This window comes from Salinibacterium sp. NSLL17 (assembly GCF_015864935.1).
In the GTDB taxonomy this organism is placed as follows: domain Bacteria; phylum Actinomycetota; class Actinomycetes; order Actinomycetales; family Microbacteriaceae; genus Rhodoglobus.
Window position 1 is genome coordinate 1,446,248 of sequence record NZ_JADYWH010000001.1, and the last position, 17,604, is coordinate 1,463,851.

Below are 17,604 nucleotides of genomic sequence, written 5' to 3' on the forward strand. Positions count from 1 at the left end.
GTTTAGTTTGTGGGGGTGGAAGAGTTTGAGCAGGCCCGTAAAGCGCGGCTACGGGTGCGCGTTGGCGCTGTCATCGTGGTGGTGCTCGTTGCGCTCGGCTGCGCCGTGCTCGCGACTGCACTCACAGGCAGCCCCACTGCCGTAGAGATTGCGCGCGGCGAACTGGGCTCGGGTGACGACGTGTTCGTGGTGGAATCGCCCGCGCTATTTGTGCACGTTACTGGGGCGGTGGTGCGCCCGGGGCTCTTCGAGCTGGCTGAGGGATCACGCGTGATCGACGCGATCGCTGCCGCTGGGGGTTTCACCGAAGACGCGAAACAGGATCAACTCAATCTGGCGCGTGTGTTGACTGATGGAGAGCAGTTCGCCGTGCCCGCAGCTGGCGACGAGGCTGCCGCGGCCACGGCATCCGATGGACGAGTCAACCTGAATACCGCGGATGCCGCAGCCCTCGATACTCTGCCTCGTATCGGGCCCGCGATGGCCGCTCGCATTCTGGCGTGGCGTGAGGCAAACGGGCGCTTCACGAGCATCGATGATCTGCGCAACGTCGCCGGAATCGGAGACGCTACCTTCGACGGGTTGCGCGACCTGGTCACGGTATGAACCTCGATCTGCGGTTGAGCCTGCCGGTTGCCGCCGCGTGGATCGTGGCGGTCTTCTTGATCGCGGTCCCAGCGTGGTCTGTTCACGTATCAATTGCCCTATGGCTCGGAGCTGGGGTGTGTGCGGCGGCTGCGCTCGTGACCGAGCGACGACTGTTGCCCAGCCTCGTGCTGGGATGCGCCCTCGCGGCTCTGTGTTCAACATCGGTCGCGTTTCAGGCTGAGAATCGACAACCAGCGGTGCTCGCAGAGATCGCTGCACGACATTCGACCGTCATCGCGACAGCGGTGACGACCACCGCGGTGCTCGACGATGCAGAGTTCTTTCAAGCGAACATCACCGAGTTAGAGGTCGATGGAGAAATTCTAGAGCTCGATTCTCCCGCACTCATTTTCAGCGAACGGGGTGGTTTCGGCGCGAGCGAAACGGAGGTAGCTGACTCGTCCGACGGCCTCGAGCTTCCGGCCTCCGAGGGCGACAACGTGCCGTGGGGGATCGGTGTCACTTTCACTGTCACTGGCACTCTCGCCAACACCGAACCCGGCGACGGGCGCGCGGTGCTCCTCTTCGCTTCGGATGCTCCAGAGTGGCGCGCAGCTCCGAACTGGCAGTTCGATTGGGCAAACCAGCTGCGCCGCACGTTTGCCGCTGCAACGACCCAGCTTCCGGGTGGCGGTGGCGAACTCTTGGGTGGCCTCGCGATCGGCGACACCAGCGCCGTCAGCGATGATTTGGATGCCGCGATGAAGACAAGCTCGCTGAGCCACCTCACGGCTGTCTCGGGGGCAAACTGCGCGATCGTAGTCGGATTGATCATGGCGCTCGGCGGACGTGCCGGAGTGCAACGCGCACTGCGGATTGCTCTCTCGATACTCGTGTTGCTCGCGTTTGTGATCGTTGTCACGCCCGATCCGAGCGTGCTGAGGGCCGCCCTGATGGCGACATTCGTGCTGATCGCGCTCGGCAGCGGCAGGCCGATCCGGGGGATGGCCGTTCTTTCCCTCGCCACAATCGCACTCCTCGTGTTCGACCCGTGGCTTTCGCGCAACTTCGCCTTCGTGCTCTCCGTGTTCGCTACCGCTGGGCTACTGCTGTTTGCCGAACCGCTTGCGCAATTTCTGGGGCGTTGGATGCCGCGGTGGCTGTCACTGGTGATCGCCGTACCGTTGGCCGCCCAGCTGGCCTGCCAGCCCGTGCTGCTCCTGTTGCAGCCCTCGTTGCCCACCTATGGAGTTCTCGCCAACATGTTGGCGGCACCCGCAGCGCCCATCGCTACGGTGGTTGGCCTCGCGGCCTGCGTGGCGCTTTCCGTGATTCCGCTGATCGGATTAGCGCTCATGTGGATTGCGTGGCTTCCCTCCGCCTGGGTCGCGGCGGTGGCGGAGTTCTTTGCAGAAGCGCCGTGGGCCCGCATTCCCTGGTGGGACGGTTGGGTGGGCGTCGTGACGCTCAGCGTCCTGACGGCACTTCTCCTCGCGGCCCTCGTGGCCAGTGGAGTCTGGCGGGCCCACGCGCTGAGGTTGCTCGCGATCGCAACCACGTGTGCGCTTGCTGTCGTGGCGGGCTCAGCCGTGAGCGCCGCCGTGACCTGGCCGAGGGACTGGCAGTTCGCGCAGTGCGATGTCGGGCAGGGAGACGCGGTCGTCGTTCGTAGCGGCGGCACAACGGCACTTATCGACACCGGCGCTGAGCCTGAACTTCTCGAAAGTTGCTTGGAACGGTTATCAATAGACCACATTGACCTGTTGGTATTGACCCATTTCGATCACGACCATGTCGGCGGGACTGAGACAGTCGTAGGGCGGGTAGGCGCTGCCGTGGTTGGTCCGGTCAGTTCACCAGAAGACGAGGCTGTGCTGGAGGCTCTCGCGGCCGCAGGGGCAGCGGTAACGGAGGTTCACGCGGGAGACCGTGGTCAGCTCGGGGAACTGCAGTGGAGCATCTTGTGGCCGACTGCGCAACTGTCCGGCATAGAACCCGGAAATGACGCCAGCGTAGTCATCGAGTTTCGTCCGCGACCCGATTGCGTGGAGCAGTGCCTCAGCGCCGTGTTCCTCGGCGACCTTGGCGAGAGTGCTCAAGCGCGACTCACCGCGGCTCAGACATTCAGGCCAGTGGATGTCGTCAAAGTCAGCCATCATGGCTCTGGCGATCAATACCCGGCCCTCTACACCGAGCTAAAGGCCACCCTCGGACTCATCGGAGTCGGAGCGGAGAACGGCTACGGGCATCCAACCGCTGATGCCCTCGCCATGCTCGACGATGCAGGCACCGCGGTGGCGCGGAGCGATCTCAGCGGACTGGTTTTAGTGTCACCTACCAGGCGCGCTGGAGTGGTTTCTTTGTGGTCTGAACGGGGAGCAGCCGTTTCACACTAGCGATGGTCGGCGCATGGCTGCTCCAGGAATCGTGGCGGCGCACCCGCACTACTAAGCTGGAGGATGTTTTGGGGCGGCAGTGGGTGGCGCTCACACATCAAGGCTAGGAATCTGTGCGTGGGAGAAAAACGAAAAGCCAGCGAGCGCGTGTATCTCGTTCATATCGCGGCAGCAACGCTTCTTGTGTTTCTTGCCGGGGTTCTTTCCGCGATAACTGTCCCGTTTTTTGGAGGGCCAGATGAGAAAAACCACTACAACTCCGTAGTTCGCGTGGTCGACGGTGGCGGTTGGCCGCTTCCGTACACGGCTCGGGTGATGCCGGCAGTTGATCTTGCGTGGCTCGAGTCTGGTCGCGCCTTAGGAAGTGCTCCTGACTTCGATCAGGTCCCTCTTGCGCAGGACCGTTCTAACGTTCTTGCGGAACCTGATTTTGTCCTGTCGTCGGCAGAGATCGACAACATGGTCCAGCATCCTCCGGCCTACTACTTTCTTACGGCGGGCGTTGTAGCGATGACCGACCTTGATAGTTTGAGGTGGGATCAAGCTATTCTGCTGATGAGAATCTTCTCTGCTTTCCTCGTCAGTTTGTCGGTGCCAGCGATTGCAGGAACTGTTCGACTGATAACTGGCTCCCGCTCGCTAGGCGCTGTCGGGGGCTATGCATTGCTGTCGATCCCCTTCTTCACGGGTTTTGGGGGGCTTGTTTCGAACGACACGCTCTTGGTACCGACGATCAGCGGTGCGCTATACCTGCTCGTTCGAGCGTGGAAGACGAGCGCGAAACCCTATGGCCTCTTAGCCGGAGCGGGCGTCTTGTTGGGAGTGGCTCTTCTCACTAAAGGGTTCGCGCTTTTCGCGATTCCGCTGTTTGTCTGGCTTTCGTTTCTCGCCGCGTTCTCGAAGAAACCGACGAAGACACAGGGCGCCGTTGTCGCTTTGATCGCGCCATCTATTGCGGCGCTCATGGGTGGATGGTGGTGGATACGAAATCTCATACTGCTCGGATCCGTGCAGCCCAGCGTGTCGGGTAGCCTCCGAATTCCACTCGACGATCCCCTCGAGAACATCAACATGTTTAGCTACGTTGGTAACTTTTGGTTGCGATTCAACTCGCTATTTTGGGCCCGCGGTATTCGTCCAGTTGACGGAGGAAATGAGCTTCCCGCTGTGATTCTGGGGTGCGCTGGCGTGGCCTTCATGATCGCGTTTGTTGTGGTGGCGCTGTACTCGCGCAACCGGGGAATCACGCTACTGCTCTTCTTGTTTCCCGCAATTATTGTCGCGACTCTCTTCGCTAACTCCTACACCGTTTACGAGACGTATGGCGTAGCGGAAAGAGGCGTCCAAGGTCGTTACGTATTCGCGGGCATCGTGGCCTACTCAATGGTGTTCGCGGGGTTTGTCGGCATTCTGGGGAGAAAATTGTCGCTTCAGAAGAGGAATCGACTCTTCGTGTCCGTTGTCGCTGGAAGCGCAGCGATCGCCTGGGCAAACATTGCGTGGTTGTTGATTAGTGCGTGGCCGAATGGGTACTCGCCAGCATTGCCGGGGCTGGAAGCTGTGACGCACTACTTCGGCATTCCTCTGTTCGTCTATATTGCGCTGACCGGCTCGGCCCTCGCTATCCTCGTCGGCGCGTACATCGCGCATTCTTCGCTCGCGAAGCCCGACGGTTTCGCGGCGGATCTCACTGACATTCGTAGTCAATCGACTAATTCCATAGCTCAGCCGGGTTCGATTGACAGCACTGTGAGTGCAGAAGGGCACGGAAAAGCCCCGATGTAGGTGCCCGGCATTAGGCTGGGTTTGCAGTTCTAATTGAGGAGTCTTGTGGCCGCCAGAACCCCCGCCCGATCGCCGGCAAAGTCTAGAGTCGCGATCCCGCAATTGGCGTGGAACAAGGTGCGCCCAGCTCCCATTGTGCTTGTCAGCGGCACCGAAGCTTTCTTGGCCGACCGTGCCATCCGCATGCTGCGCGACACCCTCAAAGTCGAAGACCCCAGCCTCGAGGTCAACGACCTAGAGGCAGACCATTACGGTCCCGGCGAGCTCATCAGTCTCGCGAGCCCGTCACTGTTCAGTGAGCCCCGGATGATTCGGGTGACCAACGTCGAGAAGTGCACAGATGCTTTCATCACCGAAACGCTGTCCTACCTCGAAGCGCCGGCCGACGACACCTATCTAGTGCTTCGTCATGCCGGGGGAGTGCGCGGCAAGAAGCTGCTCGACGCAATCCGGGCGGGCAAAGGCGGTGGCATCGAAGTCACGTGCCTCGAGCTCAAAAAGGATGCCGAGAAATACGATTTCGCGTCCGCCGAGTTCGCAGCACAGCGTCGACGGGTTACCCCGGGAGCGCTCCGAACGCTCGTCTCCGCCTTTTCAGCTGACCTCGCGGAGCTCGCCGCAGCCTGTCAGCAGCTACTCGCCGACGACGCCGATGAAATCAACGAAGCAACAGTCGCCCGCTATTACTCGGGGCGAGTTGAAACGAGCGCGTTCAAGGTCGCCGATTCCGCGATCGCCGGGCGTTCTGGAGAAGCTCTCGTGCTTCTGCGTCACGCGCTAGCTTCAGGCGCCGACCCGGTACCCATCGTTGCCGCGTTCGCCTCGAAACTACGCACCATGGCCAAACTTTCCGGAGGATCAATGTCTTCCGGCCAGGCCGCCAAGATGTTCGGGATGGCCCCCTGGCAAGCCGATCGGGCGATGAAAGATCTGCGGGGCTGGAGCGATGCGGGGCTGGGCTCCGCCATTGAGGCAATTGCCGATACGGATGCTCAGGTGAAAGGGTTGGGGCGCGACCCTGTCTTTGCGCTGGAACGCATGATCTCTGTGGTGGCCGCGCGCGGCATCCACTAGACCGACGGAGCCGCGACACTGCGTCATCGCAGCATTGCACCGTCGCGCTTAACCACGAAAGCCCCTCACCGCGAACGATGAGGGGCTTTCGTGTGTTCGGCGTACTGCCGATCAGAGGTCTTTAGAGTGCTGCAACCTGCTTGGCCATTGCCGACTTGCGGTTGGCTGCCTGGTTCTTGTGTACGACGCCCTTGCCGGCTGCCTTGTCGAGTGACTTGGAAGCGAGCTTCAGGTTCGCGAGAGCGGCGTCTTTGTCGCCGGCCTTGATCGCTGCGCGCGTTGCGCGAATAGCGGTCTTGACTTGGCTCTTGACCTGGCGGTTGCGGTCTTGTGCCTTCTTGTTGGTACCAATGCGCTTGATCTGCGACTTAATATTTGCCACGTGTATGTGCTTTCTTGTTTGTGGATCAGAGATGGTGGGCGGCCGTGGAAGAGAATCGACGTTCTGATTCCCGGCCGCGATGCGCATACTGTTCGACGAAGAACCTTATGCATAAGCCAACAGGCAACATTACCAGCGCGGTGGAGCTATGGCAATTGCAGAGCAAACCTGCGCGGTGTGCTTGTCGGCTTGTTACAGACTACTGACCATGAGCGCCTCACGTTCTGTGCCACGCCTGAGTCCCCGAAGTGCACCGCAGCACTGCCAGTCTGTCCGGAGCCTCGGCTGCCGAGCATCCGGTCGTCCCTCCCTGTCTTTCGGGGGTTACCCCGCTACCCGGTCCGGTTCAGTTTTTCTATCGTGGAGGTATGACTTCTTCACACGCTTCTTCCACTGTCGTAGTTCCCGAATCCGCAGCAGCGGAGGCTCCCACCTTTGATGAGCGTGCCGAGCTGGCGGCTGGCCCTGATGGGGCGAGCGATGCGTCGGCCGACCCTGCAACCGAATCACAGCTTCCGTCGACGTCACCGCAGCCGGCAGCATCCACTCCCGTAGGGAAGTCGAGTGCTCGCACGATGAGCATCCTCGCCCTCAGCCTCGGTATTGCGTCGGTCTTTTTTGCGCAGACCATCGTGGTGCCTTTGGCTGCCGTGATTCTGGGCGTTTTCGGCCTGCGAGATGAACCAACCGGGCGCGGTTTCTCCATCTGGGGCATTGTCCTGGCGTGTGTAGCAACGTTCGGCTGGGTCTTTATTGTTATTGCCGGCGCCCTGATTTCCTTGCCCTTTATCCTTCTCGGCGCCGCACTTTAGGCGAATCGCAGTCCAGCCCGCACCGGTAACGGCGCGGGCTTTGGCCTGTCGCAGCGGTGGGTGCGCGCAGGATCGTCGGCTTCATGGGAGAATTGGGCGGATGTCTCCTCGCGCCTCTTACACACTTGAGCCTGCTTCGACCGATCCTGCGTTTATCCGCAACTTTTGCATCATTGCGCATATCGATCACGGCAAGTCCACCCTCGCTGACCGCATGCTGTCGGTCACGGGGGTTGTTAGCGACCGCGATATGCGGGCGCAGTACCTCGACCGCATGGATATTGAGCGTGAGCGCGGCATCACTATCAAGAGCCAGGCTGTGCGCATGCCCTGGTCCCTTACCGATGAAAACGGTAAGGAGCAGTCCTACGCGCTCAACATGATTGACACTCCCGGCCACGTTGACTTCACCTACGAGGTCTCGCGTTCGTTGGCGGCCTGTGAGGGCGCAATTCTTTTGGTGGATGCGGCCCAGGGTATCGAAGCTCAGACTCTCGCCAACCTCTACTTGGCGATGGAGAACGACCTCACGATCATCCCCGTGCTCAACAAGATCGACCTTCCGGCGGCTGATCCCGACAAGTATGCCGAAGAAATCGCAGGCCTCATCGGTTGTGACCCCTCGACCGTTCTTCGCGTCTCGGGCAAGACCGGCATGGGCGTTCCCGAGCTTCTCGACGAGGCAACGCGCCTCATTCCGGCCCCGGTCGGTGACCCATCGGCTCCTGCCCGCGCGATGATTTTCGACTCGGTGTACGACGCGTACCGCGGCGTCATCACGTATGTCCGCATGATCGACGGCAAGATGTCACCGCGCGAGAAAGTCATGATGATGTCGACGAAGTCGGCCCATGAGTTGCTTGAGATCGGGGTGAGCTCGCCCGAACCGACCCCGACGAAGGGGCTCGGCGTTGGTGAGGTTGGTTATCTCATTACCGGTGTGAAGGATGTTCGCCTGAGCAAGGTCGGCGACACGGTCACGAACTTTGCCAAGCCGTCGACGCAGCCGCTCAAGGGTTACTCCGAGCCGAAGCCGATGGTTTTCTCGGGTCTGTACCCGATCGATGGTTCCGATTACCCGGTGCTGCGTGAGGCTCTCGACAAGCTCAAACTCTCGGATGCTGCGCTGGTTTACGAACCCGAAACGTCTGTGGCGTTGGGCTTTGGTTTCCGTTGTGGGTTCCTCGGCCTGCTGCACTTGGAGATTGTGCGCGAGCGTCTTGAGCGTGAGTTCAATCTCGACATGATCGCTACGGCTCCGTCCGTTATTTACGAAGTAATGGGCGACGACAAGAAGTTCACGACTGTCACGAACCCGAGCGAGTTCCCTGGCGGCAAGATCGCGAGCGTTTCTGAGCCGATGGTGAAGGCATCCATTCTGACGCCGAAAGACTTCGTCGGAACTGTTATGGAGCTCTGCCAATCGCGTCGAGGCACCATGCAGGGCATGGAATACGTCGGCACCGATCGCGTTGAGCTGCACTACACGATGCCGCTTGGCGAGATCGTGTTCGACTTCTTCGACCACCTCAAGAGCCGCACTCAGGGCTACGCAAGCCTCGACTACGAGCCCAGTGGCGACCAGGAAGCTGACCTGGTGAAGGTAGACATTCTTCTTCAGGGCGAAGCGGTTGACGCGTTTAGCGCGATCGTGCACCGCGATAAGGCGTATGCCTACGGCGTGCTGATGACTGAGCGTTTGAAGAATTTGATTCCGCGTCAGCAGTTCGAGGTGCCGATTCAGGCCGCGATTGGTGCACGCATCATCGCCCGTGAGTCGATCCGCGCGATGCGCAAAGACGTTCTCGCCAAGTGCTACGGCGGTGACATTAGCCGTAAGCGTAAACTCCTTGAGAAGCAGAAGGAGGGCAAGAAGCGCATGAAGATGGTCGGTCGTGTCGAAGTTCCGCAGTCTGCCTTTATTGCTGCGCTTTCCGGTGAAGTCGAAGCCGGGAAAGAGAAGAAGTAGACCTATGGATGCCCGCACCTACCCCAATGCGCCCGTCACGTACGGAGCGGTAGGTGCCACGCGCGGCAGCACTTTCACGGTGCTGCCTCCCGCTGGTTTCCGTCGTGTGCAGCGAAGTGCTCGCATCGGGCATGGTGAGCAGCGCTGGGCTTTTGCTCGCGAACAGATCCTTACCTGGGGCGTAAAGCGTCGCAGCGGGTTTGGTGTCACGTTGTTGCCCCGCGATCCGCATGGCGAGCTTCGCGATCTCTCCGCTGATAGCGCGGATCACCCTTTCGTTCGTCCCGGCGACACCATTGTTCTCTCGGTAGGCCGTGGGCGGTACACAGCACACGAGCCAGTCCGCGTTGTATATGTCGTTGATGACCCCACGGTTGCTGGCTTTGCCTATGGAACCCTTGAGGGGCATCCTCTGCGTGGTGAAGAGTCGTTCATGATCGAACGTCGCGACGACAACTCGGTGTGGATGACGGTGCGTTCGTTCTCGCGGCCGGCATCCTTCAAATGGATGTTGCTCTCACCCGCTCTGCGAATCTTCCAGTACCTCGTGGTGAGCCGCTACTTGCGCGCCCTCGCTGGAGCAATTCCCGCGAAGCTGCCGGGTGAGCAGGATGGCGCTGCGCCGATAGAGCCTGCGGCGTAGCTCGCAACGCTAGCGGGCAAGTATGCCCTCTCGCACAGCGCGTGCTATTAGCCGCGCGTCGCTAGCCGGTCGATTGCCTCGAGCACATCGTCGAGGCCGTTCTCAAGGTTTTCGACAACGACGAGTGCACTGGTTTCGCGGAGGTCGGCGACGCTGTAGGCGCCGGTAGCAACCGCGATGAAGGGGATGTTCGCAGAATCCGCGGCGAGGCCATCATTCGGGGTGTCACCAACGATCACGCTGGGTTGGTCTCCGAGCACGGTGGCGACGAGCGCGGTGAGGTGATGGCGGTCGGGGGAGCGATCGCCGAAGAACGAGGTCTCCCAATTGAAGTCTTCTGCGGCATAGCCTGCAGCAAGAAGCTTGACGCGGGAATGCTGATGGCCATTGCCGGTAAGGAGCGCGTTTGCCCAGCGATGGTCGGCGGCGGCCCGAAGTGCCTGCGGCCCTCCGGCAACAGCGGAACGCACGTAGCCATTGTCGTGCAACGCCTGCGTGCGCACATCGAGCTCGGTGAGCACATCATCGAGCAGAGTGGCGGCATATCCGTTGAGAACGAGCAGATCGGTGAGGATCTGTCCTTCGGTCTTGCCGTGGGGGTTTGTGATGAGCTTCGCGGGCGCAGCACCGGTGACTCTGGTGAATGCATCGAGGTAGACGGCAGCGCCGTCGGTCGAATTGTGGATGAGCGTTCCGTCGATGTCCCACAGGATGTGCATAGTCACTCATCCATGCTCCCATGTCCGAGGTGCGACAATTGACGTGTGCCCGCATGTCATAGTGTTGGCACGCTTTCTTCACCGTGTGTTAAGGGGATTAGTTCGTGCCAGGTGCGTTGCCGATTGCTGATCCTGCCCCTCTAGACGGGGCGCTGCCCGAGAGTGTCGCTGTTGACTCTGCGAACCGCGACTGGAGTGTGTACATTCACGTGCCGTTCTGCCGGGTTCGTTGCGGGTATTGCGACTTCAACACCTATACGGGCGAGGAGCTGCGGGGAGCGAAGCGCTCGGACTATGCCACCGAGGCGATTGCTGAGATCAGGCAGGCATCCACGGTGCTGTCGGATGCGGGCGTTGCGCCCCGAAAAGCATCAACCGTTTTCTTTGGGGGTGGCACGCCAACGCTCTTGCCCGTTACTGATCTCACGCGGATGCTCGCTGCGGCCCGGGACACCTGGGGCTTCACGGATGACGTCGAAGTCACCACCGAAGCTAACCCTGACTCTGTCGACCGCGACTACCTTCTCGCTTTGAAAGAGGCCGGCTTCACGCGGGTATCCTTCGGCATGCAGTCCGCGGTGCCGCATGTGCTTGCTACTCTCGAGCGCACTCATGATCCTGAAAAAGTTCCTCACGTCGTGAAGTGGGCGCGCGACGTTGAGCTCGACGTGAGTGTCGACCTCATTTATGGCACGCCGGGGGAGTCGCTGGCTGACTGGGAGCGTTCGCTCGATCACGCGATCGCCCAAAACCCGGACCACATCTCGGCGTATGCGCTCATTATCGAAACGGGCACGAAGCTAGCCGCCCAGATCAAGCGTGGTGATGTCGCCCCCGTTGATGACGACCTGCAGGCCGACATGTATGAGCTGGCAGACGCGAAGCTGGCCGCGGCCGGTTATGACTGGTACGAGGTCAGCAACTGGGCCAAGCGTGATGCGAACCCGGCGATCAGTCACGTGAGCCGCCACAATCTCGGCTATTGGTTGGGCAACGACTGGTGGGGTGTTGGCCCGGGTGCACACAGCCACGTGGGCGGGGTGCGATGGTGGAATGTGAAGCATCCGGCAGCCTATGCCGATCGAATCGCAGCCGGTCACTCACCGGGGGCGGGTCGAGAGACGCTCGCAGATTCCAGTAAGTATCTTGAGCATGTGCTTTTGCGTGCTCGCGTTCGCAACGCTCTGACCACGGCGTCGCTCGATGCAGAAGGCCGCACGGCGGTTGCCGGTCTTATCGCGGATGAGTTGGTGGAGGCCAGAGCCGCTATCGGTGGCACTATCAACCTCACGCTTAAGGGGCGCCTGCTTGCGGATGCCGTGGTACGACGATTGCTAGCAGACGCCCCTGTTTAGAGCGACACGGTGAGTGACACTGTGTTAGAGCGCCACCGTCGAGTTACTTGATGAACTCGATGGTCAGCGGGTACTTGTAGGCCTCGCCCTTGTTAGCAGCGACGGCGGCGATGATGCTGAAAATGATGATTACGATGCCGACACCGATGATCAAGAAGAGGCCGATGAAGATCGTGGTGAGGACGACACCGATCGCGTAAGCGATCGCCATCGTGATCTGGAAGTTCAGTGCGGTGCGGGTGTGGGCCCGCACGAACGGTCCGCGGTCCTTGAGTACGAGGTACCCGATAAGAGCGGGAATGAAGCTGAAGAAGATTCCGCCGACGTGAATCAGCGTCGACCAGAGCTTCTCGTCGCTCGGACTCATCGGTTGGATCGGCGCGTACGGCGAGGTGGGTGGTGGTGTGGAATCTGACATGACTCCATTAAACCCTGCATTGGCTCAAAGCGTGCATTGGGAAATAGGAAAGCCCCGAGAGCCGAAGCTCTCGGGGCGAAACCCGATCGGTCTAGCCGATGAGGGCCATTACTGCGAAGAAGACCCTACTTGATGAGGCGAAGTGCGAAGGGGTAACGGTAGTTTGCGCCGTCCTTCGCTTTGGTGAAGCCGATGATCGAGAAGATTACCGACACGACGAAGACGATCGGGAGCAAGATAGCGCCGATGAAAACGGCTACCAAAATGTTCGAGATGATGTAGGCGATCGCGATGGTGATCTGGAAGTTCAGCGCTTCTTTGGCTTCAACGTTGGTGAAAGCACCGCGGTCTTTGAAGACCAACCAGATGATCAGTGAGGGAAGGAAGCCGATGATTCCGCCCAAGTGAGCGAACGATGCCCACTGGTTGTCTTCGGTTGCGGTCAATTGTGCGGCCGGCTGCGGTGCTGCGGGCTGCGGATTTGCGTCAGTCATGTGTTCGTGCCTTTCAGGTGAACGAGGGAACTTCCCGGGTTTCATCAAAGTGCTCGGTGTCACACCTGAGCATTTCCACAGAAAGGTAGCGCTCAAGTACAAAGACACGCTAGCGGTATGGCACGCGCGGTGCAACGGGTGTGTCGCGGAGTGTCGAGTAAGATTGGCAGTCGAACGGATTGAGTGCCAATCAGGAAAGGTGGGTGGTGGCATGGTTTCCGCCCGCGGACTTGACGTGCTTCGAGTCATCGTGCAGGACTACGTTGCTACGCGCGAGCCTGTCGGTTCCAAATCGATCGTAGAACGGCATTCCTTTGGGGTGTCAGCAGCGACGATTCGCAACGACATGGTTTTGCTCGAGGACGAAGAACTCATTACGGCGCCACACACCTCGTCGGGGCGTGTGCCCACTGACAAGGGTTATCGAATGTTTGTCGACCAATTGGCCGACTTGCGACCCCTTACGAGTGCGCAGCGCCAGGCAATTGAGTCGTTCCTTGGCCAAGCCGACGATCTGGATGACGTGCTTGCGCGGTCCGTCCGGTTGCTGTCTCAGCTGACCAACAGTGTCGCTCTCGTGCAGTATCCATCGCTTGCAACAGCCAGGGTGCGTCACGTGGAGCTTGTTCCGCTTACGGCGACTCGGATCATGACGGTGTTCATCACTGACTCCGGTCGGGTAGAACAGCGAATGATCGATCTGGCTGAGGCCCTTGACGATGTGTTCTTGGGCGAATTGAGGGCGAAACTTAACTCGGCGCTTAACGGCCAGTCCTTGCCGGCTGCCGCTGAGCGGCTGGCGAGCTTTGCCGAAGTTTTCCCCGTAGAACGCCGCCCGTTCGTCGCCCAAGTGACGTCGAGTTTGGTGGAGCAAGTGTTGGCTAACCGGGCCGACAAGCTCGTTTTGGCGGGCACAGCAAACCTTGCGCGAACCGAGCAAGACTTTACAGGCAGCATTTTTCCTGTGCTCGAGGCAATAGAAGAGCAAGTAACGTTGTTGCGCCTCTTTGGGGAGATGGAAGTAGCAAATGGATCAGTTTCTACTCGCATCGGGCGAGAGAACGCAGAATTTGGACTAGAAGAGACATCGGTCGTCACGGGAGGGTATTCCTCCTTCGGCGGCGGTGTTTCGCGGTTGGGTGTACTTGGCCCAACGCGGATGGATTATTCGAACAACATGGCAGCGGTTCGCGCGGTAGCGCGGTACCTGTCACGACTTTTGGAAGAAAACTGAGCTCGTAAGGAGCAATCGGAACTTTGGCAGATCACTACGAAGCCCTCGGCGTTGCGCGCGAAGCGACGCCAGAAGAAATCAAGAAGGCATACCGCAAGCTTGCTCGCGAGCTGCACCCTGACGTGAATCCGAGCGCGGATGCGTCGGAGCGCTTTAAGTCGGTGACGCATGCGTACGACGTATTGAGTGATCCGCAGCAGCGCCAGCAGTACGACATGGGCGGCAGCGGCGGAGGTTTCGGCGGAGCCAACTTCGGTTTCGGCGACATTTTCGAAACGTTCTTTGGTGGCGGCGGTGGCGGCCAGACCGCCGGTCCTCGTTCGCGTCGTGAGCGTGGCCAGGATGCTCTGCTGCGCATTGAGATCAGCCTCAAGGACACGATGTTCGGCGTCACGCGCGATATCGAGGTCAACACTGCTGAGCTCTGCGAGACCTGCGAGGGCAGCTGCACGGCTCCCGGAACCTCGCCGATTCGCTGCGACATCTGTCAAGGCAGCGGCCAGATTCAGCGCCAGGTGCGCAGTCTTCTTGGCAATGTCATGACGTCAAGCCCCTGTGGTACGTGCCGCGGCTATGGAAACATCATCGTGAATCCCTGCGCTACGTGTGCAGGCCAGGGCCGTGTCCGAGCTCAGCGCACGATCTCGGTGGATATTCCCGCCGGCGTCGAGACCGGTCTGCGCTTGCAGATGCCCGGTCAAGGTGAAGTTGGCCCCGCTGGTGGCCCGCACGGTGACCTGTTCTTGGAGATCAAGGTTCGCCACCACGACATTTTCAGCCGTTCAGACGATGACCTGCTTGCGACCGTTGAAGTGCAGATGATCGACGCGATCATGGGCACCACGGTCATGCTTGACGGGCTTGACGGTGAAGTTGAGGTTGGCATCAAGCCGGGAACGCAGAGTGGCGAGGTGCTCACGGTCAAGGATCGTGGAATCACCGCCCTTCGCGGTGGCGGTCGTGGTGACTTGCGATTGGGCATCCAGGTGGTTACGCCCACCAAGCTCAGCGGTGCGGAGCAGACCTTGTTCAAGCAGCTGGCTGCTGTGCGCAAGAGCAAACAACCGCACTTTGCTGAGTTCCAGCAGGGCTTGTTTGCAAAACTCCGCGACCGGTTCCTGTAGGTCGCCGTGGCTCACCTCTATATCGATGAGGAGCTCGGTGACACGAGTGTCGGCGATACCGTTTCGCTCGGCAATGCTGAGGCGCGCCATGCGGTCACCGTCTCGCGGTTGAAGGTTGGCGAAGTCATTGCCATCAGCAACGGTGCGGGTCTCGTGGTCTCCGGTCCGGTTGTCACGGCAGAACATACGCAGCTCACGATTGAGGTTGCCGAAGTGCAGCAGTCGCCTCGGCGTACCCCTGCGGTATTCCTCGCGCAGGCTCTTGCCAAGGCCGACCGTGATGAGCTCGCCGTGCAAGTGGCCACTGAGCTGGGTGTCGACGGTGTTATTCCCTGGTCGGCCGCACGCAGTATTTCGCGCTGGCAAGGCCCCAAGGTCGCCAAGGGGCGCGACCGCTGGGCAGCAATTGTGCGGGAGGCGAGCAAGCAGTCGTTGCGCACGTGGCTTCCTGACGTGCTCGATCTTGTGACGACAAAGCAGTTGGCGGCGTTTGCGTCAACGACGCGGATGCTCGTGCTCGAACCTACTGCGACAGAAACGCTCGCAGACCTCGACGTCGACGACCGTGACATCGTTCTGGTGGTGGGGCCGGAGGGTGGTGTCGCGGATCACGAGCTGGCGCTCCTTGCGGCGGCCGGTGCATCCACGATTCGACTCGGTAGTGAAGTGTTGCGCACCTCAACTGCGGGCCCGGCAGCTTTGGCGGCTTTGAACGTCAAGCTTGGCCGTTGGAGCTAGAGGTTTAGGCTAGAGACATGTCTGATTCTCCCTCGATCTTTACGAAGATCATTGCTCGCGAAATTCCCGCCGATATTGTCTTCGAGTCAGATTCGGTGATCGCTTTTCGTGACATCGCCCCGCAGGCGCCCGTGCACCTGCTCATTGTGCCGAAGACCGAAGAGTTCGCCAACGTGACAGAACTTGCTGCTGGCAACCCTGCACTTTTGGCCGACATTGTCGCGGTGGCGCAGAAGCTTGCCGACGATTACGCAGGCGGACAGTACAGACTGATTTTCAACACCGGCGAAAACGCTGGTCAAACCGTTTTCCACGTGCACGCTCATGTGCTCGGCGGAAACCTCGAGGAAGGCACCCTTGGTCACTCGTGACTCTGAGTCCGAACGTTCCACAGACCGCACAAGCGTCTCGATTGAAGTAGACGGGGTCGCCATGGTGCGACTACTTGGTCCGCAAGATCGACTCTTGCGAGTGGTGGAGAGCAAGTTCTCCGACGTTGAAATGCACGTCCGCGGCAACGAAATCACTCTGAGCGGTCCACCAGCATCGGTGGAATCCGCTCAAGAACTCGTGGATGAATTGGTCACTATGGTGCGCGGAGGACACGACTTGGGCGAGATTGAGGTCGACTCTTCGGCGAGCATCCTGCGTCAGAATCAGGGCAGCCCGAAAACGCTCCTTGGCCAAACAATCCTCACGGCACGCGGAAAGGCGATTCGCCCGAAGACGCTTGGTCAGTCGCAGTACGTCGACGCGATGGACAACAATACGATCGTATTCGGAATCGGCCCGGCCGGCACCGGAAAGACGTACTTGGCGATGGCCAAGGCCGTGCAGGCGTTGCAACGCAAAGAGGTTGACCGCATCATCCTGAGCCGACCTGCCATTGAGGCGGGGGAGCGTTTGGGATTCTTGCCCGGTTCTTTGACCGACAAGATCGACCCGTATCTGCGTCCGCTCTACGACGCGCTCAACGACATGATGGATCCCGAACTTGTGCCTAAGTTGCTGGCAGCGGGGACTGTTGAGGTTGCCCCGCTCGCCTACATGCGCGGTCGCACGCTCAACAATTCATTCGTTGTGCTCGACGAGGCCCAAAACACTACGCCGGAACAGATGAAGATGTTCCTCACGCGTCTCGGTTTCGATTCCCAGATGGTGATCACCGGCGACATCACGCAGGTCGACTTGCCCGAGGGAGCAAGCGGGCTCAAGCTCGTCTCGAACGTGCTTCGCGACATTGACGACATCCATTTTGCTGAATTGACGAGCGCTGACGTTGTGCGTCATAGCCTCGTCGGGCAAATCGTGGATGCCTACACAACCTATGACGCTGAGAAGCAGCGTGACGAATACAACCGCAAAAATCGGTCGCCGAAGCGCAGCCGCAACCACGAGGGACGCTAGCGTGTCGATTGAGATCAACAACGAGTCAGGCGTCGACGTCGACGAGCACGCCTTCCAACGCCTGTGCACCTTTGCGCTCGACCAGCTTCACGTGCACCCGGATGCCGAGCTCGGCATAGTCTTCGTCGACGAAGCCGCCATGGAGCAGCTTCACGTGCAGTGGATGGATGAACCAGGTCCCACCGACGTCTTGAGCTTCCCCATGGACGAACTGCGCCCCGGCACAGAAGACCGCCAAACACCCGCGGGGTTGCTCGGCGATATCGTCGTCTGCCCTCAGGTTGCGATTTCGCAGGCCGAGACCGCTGGTCATTCGCCGCTCGACGAAATGCTCTTGCTGACGACTCACGGTTTACTTCACCTGCTGGGCTTCGACCACGCAGAACCGGAAGAAGAGAAAGAAATGTTCGGACTTCAGCGCGAGATTCTGTCGGGGTTTGCCCTTGCAGACCGAAATAAGTAGCCG

General features: G+C 60.0%; 18 protein-coding genes. 14 read left to right on the forward strand and 4 right to left on the reverse strand.

The features are described 5' to 3' along the window. Positions 1-15 precede the first annotated feature (15 nt). The 4 genes from I6E51_RS07080 (at position 16) to holA (ending at position 5,843) form a co-directional block, all read left to right on the forward strand. Entirely contained in the window at positions 16-606 is a 591-nt protein-coding gene (locus I6E51_RS07080) for a ComEA family DNA-binding protein (RefSeq protein WP_307783857.1), read from the forward strand. After that, complete coding sequence (locus I6E51_RS07085) at positions 603-2,984, forward strand: ComEC/Rec2 family competence protein (protein WP_197109826.1); 2,382 nt, start codon at positions 603-605, stop codon at positions 2,982-2,984. The genes I6E51_RS07080 and I6E51_RS07085 overlap by 4 nt, the downstream gene beginning before the upstream one ends. Before the next feature lie 117 nt (positions 2,985-3,101). Next, positions 3,102-4,769 (forward strand): DUF2142 domain-containing protein, encoded by a 1,668-nt coding sequence (locus tag I6E51_RS07090; protein WP_197105844.1) that lies wholly within the window; start codon positions 3,102-3,104, stop codon positions 4,767-4,769. 45 nt (positions 4,770-4,814) lie between these two features. Further along, positions 4,815-5,843 (forward strand): DNA polymerase III subunit delta, encoded by a 1,029-nt coding sequence (holA, locus tag I6E51_RS07095; protein ID WP_197109827.1) that lies wholly within the window; start codon positions 4,815-4,817, stop codon positions 5,841-5,843. Positions 5,844-5,964: 121 nt separating this feature from the next. Here holA and rpsT read toward each other — a convergent pair whose 3' ends face one another. Continuing rightward, complete coding sequence (gene rpsT, locus I6E51_RS07100) at positions 5,965-6,225, reverse strand: 30S ribosomal protein S20 (protein ID WP_197105842.1); 261 nt, start codon at positions 6,223-6,225, stop codon at positions 5,965-5,967. Positions 6,226-6,593: 368 nt separating this feature from the next. Here rpsT and I6E51_RS07105 point away from each other — a divergent pair, with 368 nt between their 5' ends. The 3 genes from I6E51_RS07105 to I6E51_RS07115 all read left to right on the forward strand — a co-directional run bounded on the left by I6E51_RS07105 (position 6,594) and on the right by I6E51_RS07115 (position 9,649). After that, positions 6,594-7,037: a DUF4190 domain-containing protein gene (locus I6E51_RS07105; protein ID WP_197109828.1), complete on the forward strand. Its 444-nt coding sequence runs from the start codon at positions 6,594-6,596 to the stop codon at positions 7,035-7,037. A gap of 100 nt (positions 7,038-7,137) precedes the next feature. Further along, positions 7,138-9,006, forward strand: a complete 1,869-nt coding sequence (gene lepA, locus I6E51_RS07110; protein WP_197105840.1) for a translation elongation factor 4 — start codon at positions 7,138-7,140, stop codon at positions 9,004-9,006. Between the two features lie 4 nt (positions 9,007-9,010). Beyond that, positions 9,011-9,649: a DUF1990 family protein gene (locus tag I6E51_RS07115; RefSeq protein ID WP_197105839.1), complete on the forward strand. Its 639-nt coding sequence runs from the start codon at positions 9,011-9,013 to the stop codon at positions 9,647-9,649. A gap of 47 nt (positions 9,650-9,696) precedes the next feature. On the opposite strand, the gene I6E51_RS07120 is transcribed toward I6E51_RS07115, so the two are convergent. Further along, the gene (locus I6E51_RS07120; protein WP_231599946.1) at positions 9,697-10,368 is read right to left on the reverse strand and encodes an HAD family hydrolase; all 672 of its coding nucleotides are present in this window, start codon (positions 10,366-10,368) and stop codon (positions 9,697-9,699) included. A 104-nt stretch (positions 10,369-10,472) separates the two neighbouring features. On the opposite strand from I6E51_RS07120, the gene hemW reads away from it, so the two are divergent. Further along, positions 10,473-11,723, forward strand: a complete 1,251-nt coding sequence (gene hemW / locus I6E51_RS07125) for a radical SAM family heme chaperone HemW (protein WP_197109829.1) — start codon at positions 10,473-10,475, stop codon at positions 11,721-11,723. Positions 11,724-11,766: 43 nt separating this feature from the next. On the opposite strand, the gene I6E51_RS07130 is transcribed toward hemW, so the two are convergent. Both I6E51_RS07130 and I6E51_RS07135 read right to left on the reverse strand, forming a co-directional pair. Then, on the reverse strand, positions 11,767-12,141 hold the full coding sequence (locus I6E51_RS07130; protein WP_231599681.1) for a DUF4870 domain-containing protein: 375 nt from the start codon (positions 12,139-12,141) through the stop codon (positions 11,767-11,769). Positions 12,142-12,266: 125 nt separating this feature from the next. After that, a complete protein-coding gene (locus I6E51_RS07135; RefSeq protein ID WP_197105836.1) occupies positions 12,267-12,635 on the reverse strand; it encodes a DUF4870 domain-containing protein in 369 nt (122 codons plus the stop codon). Between the two features lie 211 nt (positions 12,636-12,846). On the opposite strand from I6E51_RS07135, the gene hrcA reads away from it, so the two are divergent. The 6 genes from hrcA (at position 12,847) to ybeY (ending at position 17,601) form a co-directional block, all read left to right on the forward strand. Beyond that, entirely contained in the window at positions 12,847-13,869 is a 1,023-nt protein-coding gene (hrcA, locus tag I6E51_RS07140) for a heat-inducible transcriptional repressor HrcA (protein ID WP_197105835.1), read from the forward strand. Positions 13,870-13,892: 23 nt separating this feature from the next. Continuing rightward, positions 13,893-14,993 (forward strand): molecular chaperone DnaJ, encoded by a 1,101-nt coding sequence (dnaJ, locus tag I6E51_RS07145; RefSeq protein WP_197105834.1) that lies wholly within the window; start codon positions 13,893-13,895, stop codon positions 14,991-14,993. 6 nt (positions 14,994-14,999) lie between these two features. Then, a complete protein-coding gene (locus tag I6E51_RS07150) occupies positions 15,000-15,731 on the forward strand; it encodes a 16S rRNA (uracil(1498)-N(3))-methyltransferase (RefSeq protein WP_197109830.1) in 732 nt (243 codons plus the stop codon). A 17-nt stretch (positions 15,732-15,748) separates the two neighbouring features. Continuing rightward, on the forward strand, positions 15,749-16,102 hold the full coding sequence (locus I6E51_RS07155; RefSeq protein ID WP_197105832.1) for a histidine triad nucleotide-binding protein: 354 nt from the start codon (positions 15,749-15,751) through the stop codon (positions 16,100-16,102). Positions 16,103-16,163: 61 nt separating this feature from the next. Beyond that, entirely contained in the window at positions 16,164-17,138 is a 975-nt protein-coding gene (locus I6E51_RS07160; RefSeq protein ID WP_231599948.1) for a PhoH family protein, read from the forward strand. Between the two features lies 1 nt (position 17,139). Next, on the forward strand, positions 17,140-17,601 hold the full coding sequence (gene ybeY, locus I6E51_RS07165) for an rRNA maturation RNase YbeY (protein ID WP_197105830.1): 462 nt from the start codon (positions 17,140-17,142) through the stop codon (positions 17,599-17,601). Positions 17,602-17,604: the final 3 nt, after the last annotated feature.